Here is a 20,172-nt window from a genome sequence, read left to right on the forward strand (position 1 = left end):
GCTATCGCAGGCTTGGCCAGAGCAGCCAGCCGAGCAACGCGCCGATGTTCACCGCCACCGTGCCCCAATAGACCGCGCGAAACGGTTGCTTGACGGTCTTGTGGCGCAGGATCTGCTGCGCGAACCACGCGCCCGGCCAGCCACCTGCCACCGCCAGCGCGTGCAACTGTTGCTCGGGCACTCGCAGCGTGTCGTTCACGGCCGCGTCCTTGTCGCGCCAGTAGAAATAGAACGTGGCCAGGTTGAGCAGCACCACCGCCGTGAGGATCACCCACGGGAAGCGGCCCATGCCGATGCCCACCAGCCAGAGCAGCAGCCAGAATCCGATGAGGGCCAGGCCGATCCACAAGGGACGCTCTTCGCGCTTCTTCTGCCATTGCGAGCGCGAGCGCGCCGGCGCCTGCCGAGGCGGCAGCAGCGCGGCTTCGGCGGGCATGGGGGGCGGCTGCACGGGCGCCGCAGGGACGATGGTGTTGCGCGCCGGTTCGACCGACAGCCCACGCGGCCCCTTGCCGCCCACGTGGATGTCCTCGAACATGACCTTCAAGCCCTCGCTGGGCTTGGCCGGGCCGCTGTAGTCGCGCAGATGGAAGAAGACGTCGGCGGGAATGTCGGGGCAGCGGATGAAGCCAAAGGCCTTCTCGCTGTCCCAACGCACGACGGTGCCCTGTTTTTTCATGATCGGGTACCTACCTAGTCAATGGAATGGCCGCTGGGTTGCGATGCTATCCCAAATGGCGCAAAATGCGCCAACCAGGAGATTTTCATGTCGTCGACCAGCAGCAGTGCATTTTCCTCGGTCAAGTTGCCCGCCGGGCTCGTGCGGCAGGCGCGCGAAGCGGCACAACCCCAGCGCCGCTCGGTGGCGGGCCAGATCGAATATTGGGCCACCTTGGGCCGCATCGCCGAAGAAACCGGCCTGACCGTCCTTGAAGCGCGCGAGGCCATCGCCCGGTACGACGTCCAGGCACAGCGTGCCGAGTCGGCCGACCCCATGGATGCGATCGAAACCCGCTTTCTTGCCGCGGAGTCGAATGGTCGCCTGGCCCAGGCCGTGCGCGATACCGTGCAAAGCAACCGCCACAAGACCACGGCAGCCCGTCGCGCTGCGTGAGCCTGCAGCCCGTCTTCTATCTGCTGGCCGGTCCCAACGGGGCCGGCAAGTCCACGTTGTACCGGGCCGCCTTGGCCACCGACCTGATTCCGCAGGAGGCCGAGTTCGTCAACGCCGATCTGTACGAAGCGGCGCACTTGCAGCACGTCACCCATCCCGTCAAGCGCTCGAAGATGGCACGCCAATGGGCGGACGAGCGCCGTGCGGCCTGTCTGGCCGCAGGCGACTCCTTTGTCAGTGAGACGGTGTTCTCCCACCCCTCCAAGCTGGAATTGCTCAAGGCCGCCAAGGCGGCGGGTTTTGCCGTCGTCTTGCTGGTGGTTTGCGTGGACGACCCCCGGCATCTGCTGGCGCGTGTGCAGCAGCGTGAGCTCGAAGGCGGGCACAGCGTGCCACCGGAGCGCATCCTGGCGCGCTACCCCCGCACCCTGGCCAACCTGGCGCAAGCCGTTGGTTTGGTCGACATGGCGCTGCTGTATGACACCTCGGGTCCGCGCAACCGCGTCGTGCAGCCACCGCGCCTGGTGGCACGCTGCCGAAGCGGGGCGGTGCGCTGGAAGAACCCGGTGCGCTGGCCCGCTTGGGCAGAGCGCTTGTTGGCCGACGTGCCTCCCGCCAACCCCCATTGAACCGTCTCTCTACAGTGCGCCCATGTCCGACGAATCGCAGATCGAAATCCCCCCGTCCTTCATCGAGCTCTACCTCGCGCCCGGGCGTCAGAAACCCAGCCTGCCGCGCGCCGAATTGGCCGCGCGCTACGAGCTGTGCGAGGACATGGCGCAGATGCTCACCGAGACCGCGCGCCAGATGGAGTTCGGCCTGGGCATCACCGAAGACGATGTGCTCGCACGCTGCCAACAGGGCCTGCGCGTCGAACCCACGGTGGTGAGCGAGGCCGAGTCGGGGTGGGTGGTGCGGCGGCTGGCCGAGTTGCTCGATTGGCGAGCGCCTGGTCCACCGAATCAGCGGACGAGCGACGCCTGAGGCGCGTTCAGGCGATGTCGAAGGCGTGGAAGCCGAAGCGGCCGGATCGACGGTCGGCGAAGTAGCGCTCCAGCGTTTCCTTGACGGTGCGAAACGCGATCTCGTCCCAGGGAATCTGCTCTTCGGTGAAGAGCCGCGCCTCGATGGTTTCGTGGCCGGGGTTGAACTGGTCGCTGAGCAAGCGGGCGCGGTAGTACATGTGCACCTGGCCCACGCGCGCCACGTTCATCAGGGTGAAGAGGTCGCCGATCTCGTACTGCGCTCCGGCCTCTTCGTCGGTCTCGCGTGCCGCGCCCTCGGCCGTGGTTTCGCTCAGTTCCATGAAGCCGGCCGGCAGCGTCCACTTACCCCAACGCGGTTCGATGTTGCGCTTGCACAGCAACACGCGGTCAGCGGCATCGCCCCACACCGGCACTGTCCCCACCACGATCAGCGGGTTGTCGTAGTGCACGAGATGGCAGGTGGGGCAGACGGCGCGGATGCGGGTGTCGCCGTCATCGGGCAGGCGCATGTCGACGGCGGTACCGCAGTCGCGGCAGTGTTTGGCAGGGGAGCGCAGCATCGCGGCAGTTTACTGAGTTTCACCGACGGATCCAGCATTGAAAGCGGCTGGGAACCCTGGAATTTGACGGGTTACAGACCGCGACAACTGAAGGCCGGGTTGCATCGCGCGCCAACCTGCTGGTTTGTTTTCCGTTCACCCCACCGCCCGGAGAAATCACCCCATGGCCCAGGTCAACGTCACGCGACCCACACACAAGCCCGTATCCCCTGACTCGGTAAAAGACATCGGCATCCCCTGGAAGACCATCGCCGCAGGCTCTGGGCGCAAGGGTCTGAGCCGTGTTCACGGTGCGCTCAAGGCCGGCGGTTCGACACTCTTCTATGCGGTGGACGACGCAGAGGCTGGGAGGGCGGGCATGGGACGCGCCACCAGTACACCAGTGGCCATGGCTCGCAACAAGCTGGCTGCGGAGCTTCACAAAGGAGCCAAGGCCAATCTCGATCTGGTCGAGAAATTCCTCAAGCAGCTGTGCAAAGAAAACAAGAGGACCTGTGACGGCAACGAGCCCCATGCGCTGCATCTCTACATGGGCTTCGATGAGGTGGACGTGACGGACCGCGCGCAAGCAGCAGGACTGTTGCGGCAATTGAAAGATGCTGCCGGTCGCCTGCAAGAATTTTCGAGGAGCGCCGATTGCAATCAGATGCTGCATTGGGTGGCCGAGGCGTGGGAGGCTCATGCCAAGCTGTTGGAAGCGGGATTGCCGCAGAGCGACACCACGAGCGCGCGTACGGACACCGTGGCGCATGACGATGCCACGGGCCGCAAGCGTGGGGAGTCGCAAACCATGACCACGAAGGAATCTTCGGCAACGCGTGCGCCGAAGTCGCCCAAAGCCCCTGAGTTGGAACGATCCCCGCTGGGACTGCGCAATGCGCAGGAGATTCTTCGGCGGACGTCCTTGCGTGACCAACTCTTGGACGCACTGCAACAGCGAGACACTTCGGCCATTGCGGAGGTGCTGTCTCAAATTCCGGAGGGCGTGACGGCTCTGGAGGCGTACTTGCCCGAACCGGTGGCCAACCGCCACTACCAAGATCTGCATCAGTCAGTGAGGGCTTATGCCGCCATGGCACAGCCATCGCAGAGCCTGACGGCCTTTGTGGACTACTGCCAATACCGTGAGAAGGCGCGCCTTTACGTACAGCAGCACATGGAGGAGCAGCCCGACACATTTCTGTCATACGAGCTGCGCATGCGCGACATTTGCACAGAGCTCAACGATCTGCATGAGGTCGACGTCAAGAGTCGCTTCACAACACTGGCTTTGAAGATGAAGTTCGCCCAACAGCAATCCAGATCGATGGACGAGCATCTGGCCGATCAGCCCTTCGCGTCGATCGAGAGCATTCTGCAAAAGTGCGCGATTCTGCTCGACCATCGAGACAACCCGTCTGTGCGGGCATTTCGCGACGCCGCCAAAGCTGCACTGCGGGTGCGCACGCAGGCGGGCCCGCGTATGCGTGTCGCGCTTCTCGTGAACCCGGTGGATGTGCGCGAGGTCCGAAAATCGGCCAAGAAACTATTCGCCCACGCCATGACCACGATGCCGTCCTATCCCCTTGGCGACGATGTCCCCCGAGACCAGCTTGTTTCCATGCGAGAAAAAATTCAATCGCTACTGTTGGAGTGGGAAGCCGACGATTCGGTCAACCCATTGAACATCTTTGTACTTCGTTGGATCGATCAAAATTTGGGCAATGCGCTGTAGAGCGGGGTGTCATCGATTCGAAGCAAGAGCGCTGCGTAAAAAAACCGGGCAGGTGCCCGGTTTTTTTGTCTGTGCAGAAACGGTCCTCAAGCCTTCTTGCCGTGCTTGACGATCAGGGCCTTGGCCGTCTCCAGCAGCTTCTTGCCGTCGAAGCCGCGCTTGTCCATGTCCTGCACCCACTCCACTTCCACCAGACGGGCCTTGCGCTTGAACTCCTGCGCTTCGGCCGCCGGGATGGTGTAGATGTTGTTGCCTTGCTTGACGGCCTGCGCGCGCGCGGGAGCGTCGCCGGCCTGTTGCACCTTGCCCAGCCAGCCCGAGGTTTCGATGCCGGAGTTCTTGTCGATGATGGCCTTGAGGTCCGGCGGCAGTGACGCGTATTTGGCCTTGTTCATGCCCATCACGAAGGTGGTGGTGTAGAGCGCGCCCCCGGCGGGTGCAAATTCGCTGTGGAACTTGGTGAGTTCGTGCACCTTCACCGACGGCACCACTTCCCAGGGGATCACGCAGCCATCGATGACGCCTTTGGACAGCGCATCGGGAATCTGCGGCAGAGGCATGCCCACGGGGATGGCACCGAGGTAGCCCAGCATCTTGGTGATCTGGCGCGTGGGACCGCGCACCTTGGAGCCACGCAGGTCTTCTGCGGTCTTCACCTGCTTGCTGCGCATGTGGAACATGCCGGGGCCGTGCACCTGCAGCGCGATGGGCTGGATTTCCTTGTACTCGTCGGGCGCCATCGTGGTGATGTATTCCCAGAACGCGCGCGAGGTGGCTTCGGCGTTGTTCATCATGAACGGGAGCTCGAACACCTCGGTGCGTGGGAAGCGGCCCGGGGTGTTGCCCGGCAGTGTCCAGGAGATGTCCACCACACCGTCGCGCGCCTGGTCGAACAGCTGCAACGGCGTGCCCCCCAGTTGCATGGCGGGGTAGGCTTCGAATTTGATGCGCCCGCCCGAGTCCTTCTCGACCTTGTCCATCCAGGCCTTGTGCATGTTGAGCCACACGTTGGACTGTGGCGCCATGAAGGTGTGGAACTTGAGCGTGACGCTCTGCTGGGCCAGGCCCGTGAGCGCGGGTGCGCCCAGGGCAACGGCGGCACCGGATTGGAGCAGGGTTCTGCGCTGGATCATCGGAAGGCTCTCCTGAAAGGGATAGAAAGATGAGAGCAGATTACGCCAGCCCACGCTGGCGCTACCACAGGTCTTACCCTTGAATGGGCGCGAATCGGCGGGCTTCAGGCGACCTTCACCGCAATGGGCGTGAGGCCGTCCACGCCACCTTGCATGAGGTCGCCAGCGACCACCGCGTTCACGCCTTCCGGCGTGCCGGTGTAGATCAGGTCGCCCGGTTGCAGCTCCCAGGCGGCAGAGAGATGTTCGATGGTTTCGGCCACGCTCCAGATCAGCTTGGCCACGGTGCTGCGCTGGCGGTCGGCGCCGTTGACCTGCAGCCAGATCGGGGCTTGGTTGACCTCCCCGGCCTGCGCGGTGGGCGTGATGGGGCCGATGGGCGCAGAAGCATCGAAGGCCTTGCCGATGCACCAGGGGCGGCCCTGCTTCTTCATGTCGTTCTGCAGGTCGCGCCGCGTCATGTCCAGGCCCACGGCGTAGCCATAGATGTGCTTCGCGGCGTCGGCCGCCTTGATGTTCCTGCCGCCGGTGCCAATGGCGACCACGAGTTCGATTTCGTGGTGCAGGTTGGCGGTAAGGCTGGGGTAGGGAATGGTGGCGGTCTGGCCGGCGTCGACGACGACGATGGCGTCGGCCGGCTTGAGGAAGAAGAACGGCGGTTCGCGGCCGGTGAAGCCCATCTCCTTGGCATGCTCTTCGTAGTTGCGGCCCACGCAGTAGATGCGGTGGACCGGGAAGCGCTCGGCGCGGCCCACGACAGGCACGCTCACGGTGGCGGGAGGGGTGAAGGTGAAGCGACTGTCTGACATGGATGCCCTGGTCTCGCGTGGTGGTTCGGGGGTGTCAGTTTGCCATGGGGTGCGTGGCCTGGCTCAGGTGCGGGCGAAGTACTCGCGCCGTTCGAAGTCGGTCTTGTCCTCGGCCTGCGCGTGGCGCTCGAGTTCGCTTTGCTTGATGCGGCAGAAGTAGCGCACCACTTCCTCGCCCAGGGACTGGCACAAGGCCGTGTCCGCGCGCAGCGCATCGAGCCCTTCACCCAGCGAAGACGGCAGCTTCTGATGGTCCGCCGCGTAGGGCGAATCGGTCCCCGGTGGCGGCAGCACAGCGCGCGCGAGGCCGTCGAGCCCGGCGTGGATCTGCGCGGCGATGTAGAGGTACGGGTTGGCCGCGGGCTCGCCCACGCGGTTCTCGATGCGGGTGGCGTTGTCGCCGGCCGCACCGACCACGCGCAACATGGCGCCGCGGTTGTCCTGCCCCCAGAGCGCGGCCTGTGGTGCGAGCGCGTTGGGGCGAAAGCGCGCGAAGCCGTTGATGGTGGGTGTGCACAGCACGGTCATGCCGCGCGCATGCGAGAGCAGTCCCGCGAGCCAGTGCGCACCGGCGGCGGAGAGGGTGTGGGTGGCATCGGCGCGCGTGCTGCCCTCGGCCGGCGCTTCGCGCACGCAGGCATTGCGGCCGTTGTCCAGGTCCACCAGGGACTGGTGCAGGTGCCAGCCGCTGGACATGATGTTCGGAAACGGCGGGCGGCACATGAAGGTGGCGTGGTAGCCCGCGCGGCGCAGCGCCTGGCGCACGCCATTGCGGAACAGCACCATCTGGTCGGCGGTGGTCAGCGCGTCGGTGGCGTCGAACACCGCTTCCACCTGGCTCGGGCCGAGTTCGATTTCCAGCGATTGCAGCGGCAGGCCCAGCGCCTGCGCGGTGCGCTGCACGATGCGCAGCGGCTCGTCGCTCAGGTCGATCATCGCGTCGGCCTGCAGGTTGTAGCCGGGGTGGATCATTTCCACCGCCGGCGGCAGGCCGGGCCAGGCGGCGAGCTCGGGGTCGAGTTGCGGGCGGGTGTCGGTGATGCGGTAGATGTGGAATTCGACTTCGAGGCCGGTCTTCAGGCCATAGCCGGCATGCCCCAATTGCTCCAGCGCGTTCTGCAGCACGCGCCGCGTGTCCAGCGGCACGGGCGTGCCATCGGCGAACCAGGGCTGGCAGCGCAACCAGCCGGTGCGCTCCTGCCAGGGCAGGATGGTGAAGCTCTGTGGATCGGGCACGAGCATGAGGTTGGCCGCGCCCTTGAATCCGGGCAGATCGTCGGTGCCGCCGGGCTCGAACACCTTCCAGGCCGTGCGATCGGCGGTGTCCTTGAGCATGAGCGTGCCCACCATGCCTACGCCATCGCGCAGCGCACGCACGGCGGCCTTGGCGGTGAGGGTCTTGCCGCGCAGCATGCCGTGCGCATCGCACCAACCAAAGCGCACGAGCTCGATGCCGCTGGATTCAATGAGTTTGGCGACGCGCTTGCACTCGACTTCGCGGGTGTGATCGTGGATGCCGCAACGTTCGGCGAACGTTCCGGTCATTTCGCGCCCGCCGTTTCCACGGCGGCGCGTTCGGCGTGCCAGGGCGCGCCTTCGCGCTTGTGGCGCACCTCGTCCTGCCACCAGGCTTGCCAGGTCTGCGCGGGGGCGATGCCGTCGACCGTGTCCGGCCCGCTGATGGACGCGTGCAGGGCGGGGTCGGCGACACCGGGCGGCGTGCCGCCTTGTTCCACCACATCCATCGCCTGCTGCAACATGCGCCGGTGCGTGACGATCACCTTGTCCGTGGTGCCCAGGTGCTCGCGCGTGCGGTCCTGGATCGGCCCCATGCTCTCGCAGGCCCACTGGTCGTGCACGTTGATGTCGTCCTCGCCCATGCCGAGGTAGGTGCGGGTCTGCTGCTCTTCGGCGTTGAAGCCCCAGTGGTTGTGGCGGCCGGACTTGGGGATGTAGTCGGGCAGGGTCACGGCCTGCAGGCGCGGCGTGCGCATTGCGTCCTTGTCGACCGGGCCGGTGAAGCTGGTGAAGAAGGCGTACCAGTAGTTGTGCGTGTCGTCGACCGGCACGTGCATCTGCGTGATCGTCATGGTCTCGGAGAGCGGGATCACGAAGGTCTGCGGGAACACGGCGTTGGTCACGCGCACGTGGGTGAGTTCGTCGGTCATGGGCCGCAGCGCGGTCAGCTGCAGGCCGTAGGGCTTGGCTTCGAAGCTGATGATGGGCTGGCCAAACTCGCGCATCACGCGCGTCATGGGCCAGCGCTCGCCGCCCACGTCGCCCGCGCTGGCACCGCGGAACTGCTTGCCATAGCTGTCGTCGAGCGAGCCGTCGTTGAAGAAGCGGTGCAGGTAGGAGGCGTGCGCCGGGTCGATGCCCACTTCCAGCGATTGCAGCCAGTTGCAGTGCCACAGGCCCTTGAAGGCAAAGGTGTGGCTCTCGGGCGCGGTGAAGCAGTCGAGCTCGGGGAAGGGCGGGGGTGTCATGCCTTCGGGGCCGAACCAGCCAAAGAGCACACCGCTGCGTTGCAGCAGCGGGTAGCTGCGTTGCTGGATGCGGGTGCACATCGTGCTGCCGGCGGGTTCGCCCGGGGTTTCGGTGCACTGGCCGGTGACGTCGAACTTCCAGCCGTGGAAAGGGCAGCGCAGGCCGTCGCCTTCGTTGCGGCCGAAGGCGAGGTCGGCGCCGCGGTGGGGGCAATCGCGGTCGAGCAGCCCGAAGCGGCCTTGTGCGTCGCGGAACAGCACGAAGTTCTGGCCCAGCACGCGCACTGCCTTCACCGGGCGCACCGCCATCTGCGGGTCCAGCGCGGGGTCGAATTCGTCCAGCAGGGCGACAGGCTGCCAGTAGCGGCGCAGCAGTTCGCCACCGGGCGTGCCCGGTCCGACTTGGGTCAGGCGCTGGTTGAGTTCGGCTTTCATGGGGGAGATCTCCGGCGGTAAAACGGGGTGGGGTATGTAAATGGTATCCCGTTTTTAAAATTCGGTGTACATTTTTGCCATGAACCTGCAAGACACCGTGTTGATGCAACTGCGCGACCTGATCCTGAGCGGTCAGTTCGAGCCCGGCCACCGACTGGCCGAACAGCAACTCGCCGAGCGTCTGGGCGCGTCACGCACGCCGGTGCGTGCGGCCCTGGTCACGCTGGAGCAGGAAGGGCTGGTGGAGGCCAACGAGACCGGCAAGTACCTGGTGCGCCAGTTCACCGCGCAGGAAGTGACCGATGCCATCGCGGTGCGCGGCCACCTCGAAGGCATGGCGGCGCGGCTGGTGGCCGAGCATGGCGTGTCGCGCCAGTTGCAGAGCCAGCTTCAGAGCGTGCTGGACGAGGGGGACCGCCTGCTGGCCGACAACCCGCTCACGATCGAGAGTTATGCGGCTTATGCGGTGATGAACGACCGCTTCCACGCGCTCCTCCTCGACGCCTGCGGCAACCGCGCCCTGCAGCGCGCCGTGGCGTTGAACGACAAGCTGCCGTTCGCGCCGGCTTCGGCCATGTTGCCCATGCAAGGCGCGGTGGCGATGGACCGCGATTGGATGCTCTACGCGCACCGCCAGCACCACATGCTGTTCGCCGCGCTGCTGCGCGGCGAGAGCGCGCGTGCGCAGGCGTTGGCCACCGAGCACACCGAAGTGGCGCAGATGAACATGCGCCTGGCGCTGGAGCGGCGTGCCGAATCGGAGCAGTACATGCCGGGCATCCGCCTGGTCGTGGGGTGAATTCGAAACACCCCTCTGCGCCGCTGCGCGGCTTCCCCCCTCTGTAGCGCGCCTTCGGCGCTTCGAGGGGGGGACGGCATCTTGGGCCGGCGCAGCCGTCCCTCGATGCCTCTGGAACGATGCACGCTCGCGTGCGGCATGTGCACTTGCACAAAATGACGCGTCTGCCATGAGCCCATGGCAATTGATTTTTCAAGGCGTACCCCGATGACCGCTCTCTTCGAACCCATCACCGCTGGCCAACTGGCCTTGTCCAACCGCATCGTCATGGCGCCACTCACGCGCAACCGCGCGCCCAACGCGGTGCCCACGCCGCTCATGGCCAAGTACTACGAACAGCGCGCCAGCGCCGGCCTGCTGATCACCGAAGCCACCGCCATCAGCCACCAGGGCCAGGGTTATGCCGACGTGCCGGGGCTGTATGCGCCCGAGCAGATCGAAGGCTGGAAGCGCGTGACGGCCGCCGTGCACCGCGCTGGCGGCAAGATCGTGACCCAACTCTGGCACGTGGGCCGCGTCTCGCACACCGAGCTGCAGCCTGGCGGCGGCGCACCGGTCGCGCCCTCGGCGATCGCGGCCAAGACCAAGACGGTCTTGATCAAGGACGGTATCCCGACCTTCGTCGAAACCTCGACACCGCGCGCGCTCGAACTCGAAGAGTTGCCCGGCATCGTCGAGGACTACCGCAAGGCCGCGCTGGCGGCCATCGAAGCCGGCTTTGACGGTGTGGAGATCCACGCGGCCAACGGCTACTTGATCGACCAGTTCCTCAAGACCGGCAGCAATCAGCGCGCCGATGCGTACGGCGGCTCGGTGGAAAACCGCGCGCGCCTGCTGCTCGAGGTGGCGAAGGCCGTGGCGGACGCCATCGGCGGTGGCCGCACCGGCATTCGCCTCTCGCCGGTGACCCCGGCGAACGACGTGGTCGATGCCGATCCGCAGCCGCTTTTCACGTATGTGTTGCAGCAGCTCGCTCCGCTGGGCCTCGCGTACGTGCACTTGATTGAAGGCGCGACCGGCGGCCCCCGCAAGATCGCCGATCGCCCGTTCGACTATGCCACCTTGCGCGCCGCGTACCACGCCGCCGGCGGCAAAGCCGCCTGGATGGTCAACAACGGCTACGACCTGACGCTGGCGAAGAAGGCCTTGAACGACGGCGCCGACCTCGTTGCTTTCGGCAAAAGCTACATCGCCAATCCCGACCTCGTCACGCGCCTGAAGCAGGGCGGCCCGTTCAACGCGCCCGACAAGTCCACCTTCTACGGCGGTGGCGAGAAGGGCTATACCGATTACCCGGCCTTGGTGGCATAGCCGCTGCATGCGGTTTATCCTCGGCCGCATGAAGCTCTACAACTACTTCCGCTCTTCGGCCTCGTTCCGCGTGCGCATCGCGCTCGAGCTCAAAGGCATGGCGTACGACTACGTGCCCGTGCACATCGCGCGTGGCGACCACAAATTGCCCGCGTTCGCCGACAAGGCGGTGGAAGGCCTGGTGCCGCTGCTCGAACTGGACGACGGCACGCACCTGACGCAGTCGATGGCGATCATCGAGTACCTCGACGAGGTGCAGCCCGCGCCCGCGCTGCTGCCCGCCGACGCGCTCGGCCGCGCCCGGGTGCGCGCGCTGTCGCAGATCGTGGCCTGCGAGATCCACCCACTCAACAACCTGCGCGTGCTCAAGTACTTGGTGAAGGAACTCAAGGTGGAGGACGAGCCGAAGAACGTCTGGTACCGCCATTGGGTGCGCACCGGGCTGGCGGCCTTCGAGCGCCAGCTGGCCCTGCAGCCCCAGTCCGCCTATTGCTTCGGCGACACGCCCACCCTGGCCGACTGCTGCCTGGTCCCGCAGATCTTCAACGCCCAGCGCTTCAACACCGATCTGAGCGGCCTGCCACGCACCATGGCGGCGTTCGACGCCTGCATGGCGTTGTCCGCATTCCAGAAGGCCCAACCGTCGGCCTGTCCGGACGCCGAGGCCTGAGCATGTTGCTGGCCGCTGATGGTCTCGTGCCCGATTGGCCTGCGCCACCGGGGGTGAGGGCCGTGTTCACCACCCGCGCCGGTGGTGTGTCGGTGGCGCCCTTCGACAGCTTCAACCTCGGCGACCACGTGCGCGACGAGCCTCTGGCCGTGGCGGGCAACCGCGAGCGGCTCGCGGCCTTCACCGCGCCGGCACGCCCGGTGTTCCTGCAGCAGGTGCACGGCACCAAAGTCGTGCGGCTCTCTCCCAGCACGGCGAACGGCACCATGGCCGATGGTTGCGTGGCCACGGGGCCGGGCGTGGTGGCCACCATCCTGGTGGCGGACTGTTTGCCGGTGTTGCTGGCGCATGCCTCGGGCACAGCGGTGGCGGCGGCCCACGCGGGCTGGCGCGGCGCACTCAGTGGCGTGATCGAGGAAACCGTGCGCGCGTTGCGCGAGGCCGCGGGCGAGGGCGAGGTGATGGCCTGGCTCGGGCCCTGCATCGGCCCGCAGGCCTTCGAAGTGGGCGCCGAGGTATGTGGGGCCTTCGTGGAAGAGGACCACGCCGCGGCCGCCCATTTCTGGCCCACGGGGGATGACAAGTACCTGGCCGATCTGCCCGCGCTGGCGCGGCGGCGCCTGAGCGCGGTGGGCGTGACCGACGTGCATGGCAACGACGGCAGCGCTCAGTGGTGCACCGTGACGCAGGCCTCAAGGTTCTTTTCGCACCGGCGCGACGCCGCCCGTCTCGGCAGCACGGGGCGCATGGCTGCGTGCATCTGGCTCGGCTGAGGCCGCGGCTTCGACATCGGCCTGCCGTTGTGCCTGCTGCTGCGCCAGCTCGGCCGCCTCGCGTGCCTTGATGGCCTTGCGCCGGTGCGGCGTGGCCATCAGGTAAACCACCAGCACAACCGGCAGCAAACCGTAAAGAAAAAAGGTCACAATGGCGCCGAGAACAGAGCCCGTGGAGTTGCTGGCTTCGGCCACCGACATCATGAGCACCACGTACATCCAACCGATCACCACCAGATACACGACATTCCTTGCAGCCCGGATTCTGATTTCGGACCGCGGGAAGACAGCCTGAAAACCCCTGGGGAAGATCCGGAAAGCGCTTCCACGGGGCCGCCCATATTAAGCTGCACGCAATACCTCGGGAGAAGCGCATGACGTCAGAAAAAAAACCATCCACGGACTGGCTGGAGAACGCACAGCATTTCCAGCAGAACCTGGTCCAGCAATGGATGCAGATGGCGCAGGCCTTCCCAGGCGCGGCGGCTTCGGCGGGCGCCCACGACCCGTTCGCGGCCTTCAAGGCCTTCATGCCACCTTCTGGCGCGGCCAATCCCTTCGGCATGGCCATGCCCACGGGCACCGCGGCATTCCCCGGCTTGCCCGCTCTGGGTGAGCTGTTCAGCAAGGCCACCCATGGCCAGGCGGTCCGCTTCGATCCGGCCCAGTTGCTGGAGATCCAGAACCACTACCTCAAGGAATTCACCGGCCTGTGGAACCAGGGCCCCCACGTGAAGCCGCCGGGCGACCGCCGCTTCGCCGCCGAAGCCTGGAGCACCAATCCCATGGCGGCCTTCACCGCCGCGGCCTACCTGCTCAACGCGCGCACCCTCATGTCCATGGCCGACGCGGTGCAGGGCGACGCCAAGACCCGCTCGCGCGTGCGCTTTGCGGTGCAGCAGTGGATCGACGCCAGCGCGCCGAGCAACTTCCTCGTCTTCAACGCCGAGGCGCAGAAGAAGGCCATCGACACGCAGGGCGAGAGCATCGCCAAGGGCATGGCCAACCTGCTGCACGACATGAAGCAGGGCCATGTCTCCATGACGGACGAGAGCGTGTTCGAGGTCGGCAGGAACGTGGCCACCACCGAAGGCGCGGTGGTGTTCGAGAACGAACTGTTCCAGCTCATCGAATACAAGCCGCTCACGGCCAAGGTGTACGAGCGGCCCTTCCTGCTCGTGCCGCCGTGCATCAACAAGTTCTACATCCTCGATCTGCAGCCGGAGAACTCGCTGATCCGCTACTGTGTGGAACAGGGACACCGCACGTTTGTGGTGAGTTGGCGCAATCCGGACGAGTCGCTGTCGCACAAGACCTGGGACGACTACATCGAAGACGCGGTCATCAAGGCCATTGGGGTCACGCAGGACATCGCCGGCGCCGAGAACATCAACGCCCTGGGTTTCTGCGTGGGCGGCACCATGCTGGGCACGGCGCTGGCGGTGCTGGCCGCGCGCGGCGAGGAGCCGGTGCACAGCGCGACCCTGCTCACCACGTTTCTCGACTTCACCGACACCGGCATTCTCGACGTGTTCATCGACGAGAACTTCGTGCAATACCGCGAGATGCAGTTCGCCGACGGCGGCCTCATGCCCGGGCGCGATCTCGCCGCCACCTTCAGCTTCCTGCGCCCGAACGACCTGGTGTGGAACTACGTGGTGGGCAACTACCTCAAGGGCGAAACCCCGCCGCCGTTCGACCTGCTGTACTGGAACTCCGATACCACCAACCTGCCGGGCCCGTACTACGCCTGGTACCTGCGCCAGATGTACCTGGAGAACAACCTGGTCCAACCCGGGAAGGTCACGGTGTGCGGCGAGAAAATCGATTTCCGTCAGGTCAAGCTGCCGGTCTACATCTACGGCTCGCGCGAAGACCACATCGTGCCGATCGGCGGCTCCTACGCCAGCACGCAGATCTTCCCGGGCAAGAAGCGTTTCGTGATGGGGGCCTCGGGCCACATCGCGGGGGTGATCAATCCCGCGTCGAAGAACAAGCGCAGCCACTGGATCGGCCCGGCGGGCAAGTTTCCCGCCGATGTGAACGACTGGGTCAGCAGCGCCACCGAGCACCCCGGCAGCTGGTGGACCGACTGGTCCGCCTGGCTCAAGCCCCTGGCTGGCAAGCAAATTGCTGCGCCGAAAGCGTATGGCAAAGCGAAGAAGTACAGCGCCATCGAGCCCGCGCCTGGGCGCTATGTCAAAGCCAAGGCTTGAAACCTTTTTTATTGAACCCGCAGGAGACCCCATGGAAGACATCGTCATCGTTTCAGCCGCCCGCACCGCCGTGGGCAAGTTCGGCGGCTCGCTGGCCAAGACGCCGGCCACCGAACTGGGCAGCATCGTCATCAAGGCTCTGCTGGAGCGCACGGGCCTGCCGGCCGACGCGATCGGTGAAGTGATCATGGGCCAGGTGCTGGCCGCGGGCGTGGGCCAGAACCCGGCCCGCCAGGCCATGATGAAAGCCGGCGTGGCCAAGGAAACGCCGGCGCTCACCATCAACGCCGTCTGCGGCTCCGGCCTCAAGGCTGTCATGCTCGCCGCGCAGGCCGTGGCCTGGGGCGACAGCGAGATCGTGATCGCCGGTGGCCAGGAGAACATGAGCGCCTCGCCGCACGTGCTCAACGGCAGCCGCGACGGCCAGCGCATGGGCGACTGGAAGATGACCGACACCATGATCGTCGACGGCCTGTGGGACGTCTACAACCAGTACCACATGGGCATCACCGCCGAGAACGTGGCCAAGGAACACGGCATCAGCCGCGACGCGCAAGACGCGCTGGCGCTGGGCAGCCAGCAGAAGGCCAGTGCCGCGCAGGATGCCGGCAAGTTCAAGGACGAGATCGTCGGCGTGAGCATTCCGCAACGCAAGGGCGACCCGGTGGTGTTCGACGCCGACGAGTTCATCAACAAGAAGACCAGCGCCGAAGCCCTGGCGGGCCTGCGTCCGGCGTTCGACAAGGCCGGCTCGGTCACGGCGGGCAATGCCTCCGGCATCAACGACGGCGCGGCCGCGGTGATGGTGATGACGGCCAAGAAGGCGGCCGCGCTCGGCCTCAAGCCGCTGGCGCGCATTGCCGCTTTCGGCACCAGCGGCCTGGACCCGGCCACCATGGGCATGGGCCCGGTGCCGGCGTCGAAGAAGGCGCTGGCGCGCGCCGGCTGGAAGACCAGCGACGTGGACCTGTTCGAACTCAACGAAGCCTTCGCCGCGCAAGCCTGCGCGGTGAACAAGGCGCTGGACATCGACCCCGCGCGGGTGAATGTCAACGGCGGCGCGATCGCCATTGGCCACCCGATTGGCGCCTCCGGCTGCCGCGTGCTGGTGACGCTGCTGCATGAAATGCAGCGCCGCGACGCCAAAAAGGGTCTGGCCGCGTTGTGCATTGGCGGCGGCATGGGGGTTTCCCTCGCGGTCGAGCGCTGAATTCACGGTTAAATCGCATCGGATTGCCGGAGGGGAGGGCCTTCCGGCTCCCACATCGCCTAGAAGGCAACAGGAGCAAATGAATGAGCAAAAAAGTCGCATACGTCACCGGCGGGATGGGGGGCATCGGCACGGCGATCTGCCAGCGGCTGCACAAGGAGGGGTTCACCGTCATTGCAGGCTGTGGCCCCACGCGCGACTTCAAGAAATGGCTGGACGAGCAGAAGGCGCTGGGCTATGAGTTCCACGCCTCGGTCGGCAATGTCGGCGACTGGGACTCCACTGTCGAAGCCTTCAGCAAGACCAAGGCCGAGCACGGCACCATCGACGTGCTGGTGAACAACGCCGGCATCACCCGCGATCGCATGTTCCTGAAGATGTCGCGCGAAGACTGGGACGCGGTGATCGAGACCAACCTCAACTCCATGTTCAACGTGACCAAGCAGGTCGTGGCCGACATGGTGGAAAAGGGCTGGGGCCGCATCATCAACATCAGTTCTGTCAACGGTGAGAAGGGCCAGGCCGGCCAGACCAACTACTCGGCCGCCAAGGCCGGCATGCACGGCTTCTCGATGGCGCTGGCGCAGGAACTGGCCACCAAGGGCGTGACGGTGAACACCGTGAGCCCGGGCTACATCGGCACCGACATGGTCAAGGCGATCCGCCCTGACGTGCTGGACAAGATCGTGGCCACGGTGCCGGTCAAGCGCCTGGGCGAGCCGAGCGAGATCGCATCCATCATTGCCTGGCTGGCGAGCGAGGAGGGCGGCTACGCCACTGGGGCGGACTTCTCGGTCAACGGTGGTTTGCACATGGGGTGAATGAGAGCCCCCCCGCGCCGCCTGCGGCGTCACCCCCCAGGGGGCAGCACTGCCGGCCGGCGAAGCCGGACCGGCGTCGCCTCTGGATGGGGCGCTGGCGCCACTCGCATGAGAACCCGCTTCGGCGGGTTTTTTGTTTTGTGCAGGTCTCTCGGATGCGGGAGGCTTGTGCGCAGAAGTGCTGGTGTAAATTCGACCGCTCCCCACCACCTCTCGCGACCAGGAGTTTTCGGCCGATGCCGCACAGTGTTTCATTGATCAACACCATTGCAGCGGGCCTGGGTCTGGCGCTGGTCCTTGGCTTTCTGGCGGCCAAGGTGCGCCTGCCCGCGTTGGTGGGGTATCTGCTGGCGGGCGTGATCATCGGCCCGTTCACGCCCGGCTTTGTGGCCGACGCGGAGATCGCCGCGCAACTGGCCGAGATCGGCGTGATGCTGCTGATGTTCGGCGTGGGGCTGCACTTCTCGCTGGAAGACCTGCTGTCGGTGCGCAAGATCGCCTTGCCAGGCGCCGTGGTGCAGATGGCGGTGGCCACGCTCATGGGCATGGCCATGGCCATGTGGTGGTGGGACTGGACGCTGGGCAGTGCGCTGGTGTTCGGTGTGTCGCTGTCGGTGGCCAGCACCGTGGTGCTGTTGCGCGCGCTGGAGAGCCTGGGCATTCTGGATTCGTTCACCGGCCGCATCGCGGTGGGCTGGCTGGTGGTGGAAGACCTGGCCATGGTGCTGGTGCTCGTGCTGCTGCCGCCGCTGGCGGGTTTCCTGGGTGGCAAGGGGTCCGATAGCGACCTGGTCTCGATCTGGCGCACGCTGGGTTTCACGCTGCTGCAGGTGGGTGGCTTTGTGGCGCTGATGCTGGTGGTGGGGCGGCGTGTCTTTCCCTGGTTGCTCTGGCAGGTCACGCGCACCGGTTCGCGCGAACTGTTCACGTTGTGCGTGGTGGCGGCGGCGGTGAGCATCGCGTTTGCCTCGGCCGCGCTGTTCGGGGTGTCGTTTGCACTCGGTGCCTTCTTCGCCGGCATGGTGTTGCGCGAGTCCGAGTTCAGTCACCGCGCCGCCGAAGAGTCGCTGCCCCTGCGCGACGCGTTCGCTGTGCTGTTCTTCGTGTCGGTGGGCATGCTGTTCAACCCCATCGTGCTGATCGAGCGGCCGCTGCAGGTGCTGGGCGTGGTGCTGATCATCGTCGTGGGCAAGTCGGTGGCGGCGGCGGCGCTGGTGGTGGCGCTGCGCTATCCGCTCAACACCGCGCTGACCGTGTCGGCCAGCCTGGCGCAGATCGGCGAGTTCTCGTTCATCCTGGTGGGCCTGGGTGCGGCGCTCGGCCTGCTGCCGCCCGAAGGCCAGAGCCTGGTGCTGGCCGGCGCGCTCATCTCCATTGCCACCAACCCGCTGTGGTTCAAGGCCATCAACCCCTTGCAGGAATGGCTGCGCAAGAATTCGGAGTTCGCCCGCAGACTGGAGCAGCGCGACGATCCGCTGGCCGAGCTGCCCACGACCACGCACGAAAAGTTTCTCTCGCGCCAGGTGGTGCTGGTGGGCTATGGGCGGGTGGGACGGCGCATTGCCGCCGCGCTGGAGGCGCAGCACCTGCCCTACGTGGTGGCCGAGGAGAACCGCGACATCGTGGAGCGCTTGCGCGAACAGGGCGTTGCCGCCGTATTCGGTGATGCGGCCGATCCGGCCGTGCTGATCCAGGCCCACATCGCGCGCGCTGGCATGCTGGTGATCGCCACGCCCGACACGCTCAACGTGCGCCAGATGATCGCCACCGCGCGCACGCTCAACCCCGAGATCCTCACCGTGGTGCGCACGCACAGCGAGGAGGAGGCCACCTTGCTGGAAAAGGAGGTGGCCGGCAAGGTGTTCCTGGGCGAGGAGGAACTGGCGCAGTCGATGACGCACTACGTGCTCGAACACTCGCAAGTGGCCAGCGCCGCTCGCCGCTCGGTCGCCTGAAGGCGACCGGGCAGGTCCTGGCAACAGGCTCCTACGCGCCTGCGGGCGCTTGTCCGACACGCGCCCCGCTTCAGTGGTCCCATGATCGCCTCAACATTCAAGGAGGCGCATCATGGCTTTGACCCCGTCCCCCGTCATCGACGATCTCGTCCCCGTGGCGGCAACCCCTCACGCGGTTTCCTGGCCCGCCATCTTTGCCGGGGCTGCGGGGGCTGCGGCGCTCTCGCTGATCTTGTTGGTGCTGGGAACCGGTCTGGGTCTTTCTTCCGTATCGCCCTGGGTGCAACAGGGCGTGAGCGCCACGACTTTTGGCGTGAGCACCATCGTCTGGATCTGCTTCACGCAAATCGTCGCCTCGGGCATGGGCGGTTACCTCGCGGGGCGGCTGCGCACGCGTTGGGTCGACACGCAGGTCGACGAGATCTACTTTCGCGACACGGCGCACGGCTTTCTCGCCTGGGCGGTGGCATCGCTGGCGACCGCGGCGTTGTTGACCTCGGTCATCGCTTCCATCGTGGGCGGCGGCGCGCAGGCCGGCGCCACGGTGGCGGCCGCAGGCATGTCGGCTGCGGGCAGCGTGACGTCACAGGCCGCAGACAAACAGGATGACCGCTCCCAAGATCTGGGCTACTTCGTCCACGGGCTGTTTCGGGAGGTGACGTCGCCGAATGCCACCCCAGGAGCCGCCTCAACACCCGCCGCCGCAGTGGCTCCATCGGCGCCAAGTCCCTCGGGTGCCGCACCGTCCGAGGGCGCCGCATCCTCCTCGCTGCCGGCCACCCAGGTGCAACCGTTGCCCTCTCCGTTGCCTGCCAGCGCCGCCACGCCGCTGCCGGCCGCCCCGTCGGCCGAGCCCCCCATTGGCGAGGCGACCGGCATCTTTCTCAACGCACTCAAGGATGGCTCGCTGCCCGCGGACGACGTTTCCTATCTGGGCCAGAGGGTCGCCGAGCACACGGGCCTGAATGCGGCCGACGCACAAAAACGCGTGACCGACGCCTTTGCCCGTGTGCAGATCGCGACGCGCGAAGCCGAAACCACAGCGCGCGCTGCGGCCGATGAAGCGCGCGCTGCCTCGGCCAAGGGTGCGTTGTGGCTCTTCCTGTCGCTGTTGTTCGGCGCCTTCTTTGCGAGCCTGGCTGCGACCTTCGGTGGGCGCCAGCGCGACGCCTTCTAACAC

At 66.2% G+C, this 20,172-nt stretch carries 20 protein-coding genes; 13 read left to right on the plus strand and 7 right to left on the minus strand.

Annotated features, from left to right (window positions below; genetic code table 11):
* Nucleotide 1 precedes the first annotated feature (1 nt).
* Nucleotides 2–679, minus strand: a complete 678-nt coding sequence (locus F9K07_RS13590) for a DUF1294 domain-containing protein (protein ID WP_159593918.1) — start codon at nt 677–679, stop codon at nt 2–4.
* Between the two features lie 87 nt (nt 680–766).
* On the opposite strand from F9K07_RS13590, the gene F9K07_RS13595 reads away from it, so the two are divergent.
* The 3 genes from F9K07_RS13595 to F9K07_RS13605 are packed head-to-tail and all read left to right on the plus strand — an operon-like array spanning nt 767 to nt 2,098.
* Complete coding sequence (locus tag F9K07_RS13595) at nt 767–1,114, plus strand: TA system antitoxin ParD family protein (RefSeq protein WP_159593920.1); 348 nt, start codon at nt 767–769, stop codon at nt 1,112–1,114.
* The gene (locus F9K07_RS13600; RefSeq protein ID WP_159593922.1) at nt 1,111–1,743 is read left to right on the plus strand and encodes a zeta toxin family protein; all 633 of its coding nucleotides are present in this window, start codon (nt 1,111–1,113) and stop codon (nt 1,741–1,743) included. Before F9K07_RS13595 ends, F9K07_RS13600 begins: the two co-directional genes overlap by 4 nt.
* A 22-nt stretch (nt 1,744–1,765) precedes the next feature.
* Nucleotides 1,766–2,098 (plus strand): ATPase with chaperone activity, encoded by a 333-nt coding sequence (locus F9K07_RS13605; protein WP_159593924.1) that lies wholly within the window; start codon nt 1,766–1,768, stop codon nt 2,096–2,098.
* Nucleotides 2,099–2,105: 7 nt separating this feature from the next.
* On the opposite strand, the gene F9K07_RS13610 is transcribed toward F9K07_RS13605, so the two are convergent.
* Complete coding sequence (locus tag F9K07_RS13610) at nt 2,106–2,660, minus strand: NUDIX hydrolase (RefSeq protein ID WP_159593926.1); 555 nt, start codon at nt 2,658–2,660, stop codon at nt 2,106–2,108.
* Nucleotides 2,661–2,823: 163 nt separating this feature from the next.
* Between F9K07_RS13610 and F9K07_RS13615 the strand changes: the two genes are divergently transcribed.
* Complete coding sequence (locus tag F9K07_RS13615) at nt 2,824–4,374, plus strand: hypothetical protein (RefSeq protein ID WP_159593928.1); 1,551 nt, start codon at nt 2,824–2,826, stop codon at nt 4,372–4,374.
* A gap of 86 nt (nt 4,375–4,460) precedes the next feature.
* Here F9K07_RS13615 and F9K07_RS13620 read toward each other — a convergent pair whose 3' ends face one another.
* The 4 genes from F9K07_RS13620 to F9K07_RS13635 form a co-directional block, all read right to left on the minus strand.
* Nucleotides 4,461–5,507 (minus strand): TRAP transporter substrate-binding protein, encoded by a 1,047-nt coding sequence (locus tag F9K07_RS13620; RefSeq protein WP_159593930.1) that lies wholly within the window; start codon nt 5,505–5,507, stop codon nt 4,461–4,463.
* 104 nt (nt 5,508–5,611) lie between these two features.
* A complete protein-coding gene (locus tag F9K07_RS13625) occupies nt 5,612–6,316 on the minus strand; it encodes a fumarylacetoacetate hydrolase family protein (RefSeq protein WP_159593932.1) in 705 nt (234 codons plus the stop codon).
* A 63-nt stretch (nt 6,317–6,379) separates the two neighbouring features.
* The gene (locus F9K07_RS13630) at nt 6,380–7,861 is read right to left on the minus strand and encodes a glutamine synthetase family protein (RefSeq protein WP_159593934.1); all 1,482 of its coding nucleotides are present in this window, start codon (nt 7,859–7,861) and stop codon (nt 6,380–6,382) included.
* Nucleotides 7,858–9,237 carry a Rieske 2Fe-2S domain-containing protein gene (locus F9K07_RS13635; protein ID WP_159593936.1) on the minus strand — a complete coding sequence of 460 codons (1,380 nt, stop codon included), beginning with the start codon at nt 9,235–9,237 and terminating at the stop codon, nt 7,858–7,860. The genes F9K07_RS13630 and F9K07_RS13635 overlap by 4 nt, the downstream gene beginning before the upstream one ends.
* A gap of 79 nt (nt 9,238–9,316) precedes the next feature.
* Here F9K07_RS13635 and F9K07_RS13640 point away from each other — a divergent pair, with 79 nt between their 5' ends.
* The 4 genes from F9K07_RS13640 (at nt 9,317) to pgeF (ending at nt 12,790) form a co-directional block, all read left to right on the plus strand.
* Complete coding sequence (locus tag F9K07_RS13640; RefSeq protein ID WP_159593938.1) at nt 9,317–10,036, plus strand: GntR family transcriptional regulator; 720 nt, start codon at nt 9,317–9,319, stop codon at nt 10,034–10,036.
* 207 nt (nt 10,037–10,243) lie between these two features.
* Entirely contained in the window at nt 10,244–11,347 is a 1,104-nt protein-coding gene (locus tag F9K07_RS13645) for an alkene reductase (protein WP_159593940.1), read from the plus strand.
* 28 nt (nt 11,348–11,375) lie between these two features.
* The gene (gene maiA, locus F9K07_RS13650; protein ID WP_159596926.1) at nt 11,376–12,017 is read left to right on the plus strand and encodes a maleylacetoacetate isomerase; all 642 of its coding nucleotides are present in this window, start codon (nt 11,376–11,378) and stop codon (nt 12,015–12,017) included.
* Between the two features lie 2 nt (nt 12,018–12,019).
* On the plus strand, nt 12,020–12,790 hold the full coding sequence (gene pgeF, locus F9K07_RS13655) for a peptidoglycan editing factor PgeF (protein WP_159593942.1): 771 nt from the start codon (nt 12,020–12,022) through the stop codon (nt 12,788–12,790).
* Here pgeF and F9K07_RS13660 read toward each other — a convergent pair.
* Nucleotides 12,710–13,033, minus strand: coding sequence for a hypothetical protein (locus F9K07_RS13660; protein ID WP_159593944.1), 324 nt, complete (start codon nt 13,031–13,033; stop codon nt 12,710–12,712). The two genes, pgeF and F9K07_RS13660, sit on opposite strands and share 81 nt — an antisense overlap.
* Nucleotides 13,034–13,164: 131 nt before the next feature.
* On the opposite strand from F9K07_RS13660, the gene F9K07_RS13665 reads away from it, so the two are divergent.
* The 5 genes from F9K07_RS13665 (at nt 13,165) to F9K07_RS13685 (ending at nt 20,169) form a co-directional block, all read left to right on the plus strand.
* The gene (locus F9K07_RS13665) at nt 13,165–15,006 is read left to right on the plus strand and encodes a PHA/PHB synthase family protein (RefSeq protein WP_236581956.1); all 1,842 of its coding nucleotides are present in this window, start codon (nt 13,165–13,167) and stop codon (nt 15,004–15,006) included.
* A 31-nt stretch (nt 15,007–15,037) separates the two neighbouring features.
* Complete coding sequence (locus F9K07_RS13670) at nt 15,038–16,216, plus strand: acetyl-CoA C-acetyltransferase (RefSeq protein ID WP_159593946.1); 1,179 nt, start codon at nt 15,038–15,040, stop codon at nt 16,214–16,216.
* Between the two features lie 83 nt (nt 16,217–16,299).
* Nucleotides 16,300–17,037: an acetoacetyl-CoA reductase gene (gene phbB, locus F9K07_RS13675; RefSeq protein ID WP_159593948.1), complete on the plus strand. Its 738-nt coding sequence runs from the start codon at nt 16,300–16,302 to the stop codon at nt 17,035–17,037.
* A gap of 236 nt (nt 17,038–17,273) precedes the next feature.
* Entirely contained in the window at nt 17,274–18,992 is a 1,719-nt protein-coding gene (gene ybaL, locus F9K07_RS13680) for a YbaL family putative K(+) efflux transporter (RefSeq protein ID WP_159593950.1), read from the plus strand.
* 112 nt (nt 18,993–19,104) lie between these two features.
* Nucleotides 19,105–20,169 (plus strand): hypothetical protein, encoded by a 1,065-nt coding sequence (locus tag F9K07_RS13685; RefSeq protein WP_159593952.1) that lies wholly within the window; start codon nt 19,105–19,107, stop codon nt 20,167–20,169.
* Nucleotides 20,170–20,172 lie beyond the last annotated feature (3 nt).

Origin of the sequence: Hydrogenophaga sp. BPS33 (genome assembly GCF_009859475.1) — a bacterium.
GTDB lineage: Bacteria > Pseudomonadota > Gammaproteobacteria > Burkholderiales > Burkholderiaceae_C > Hydrogenophaga.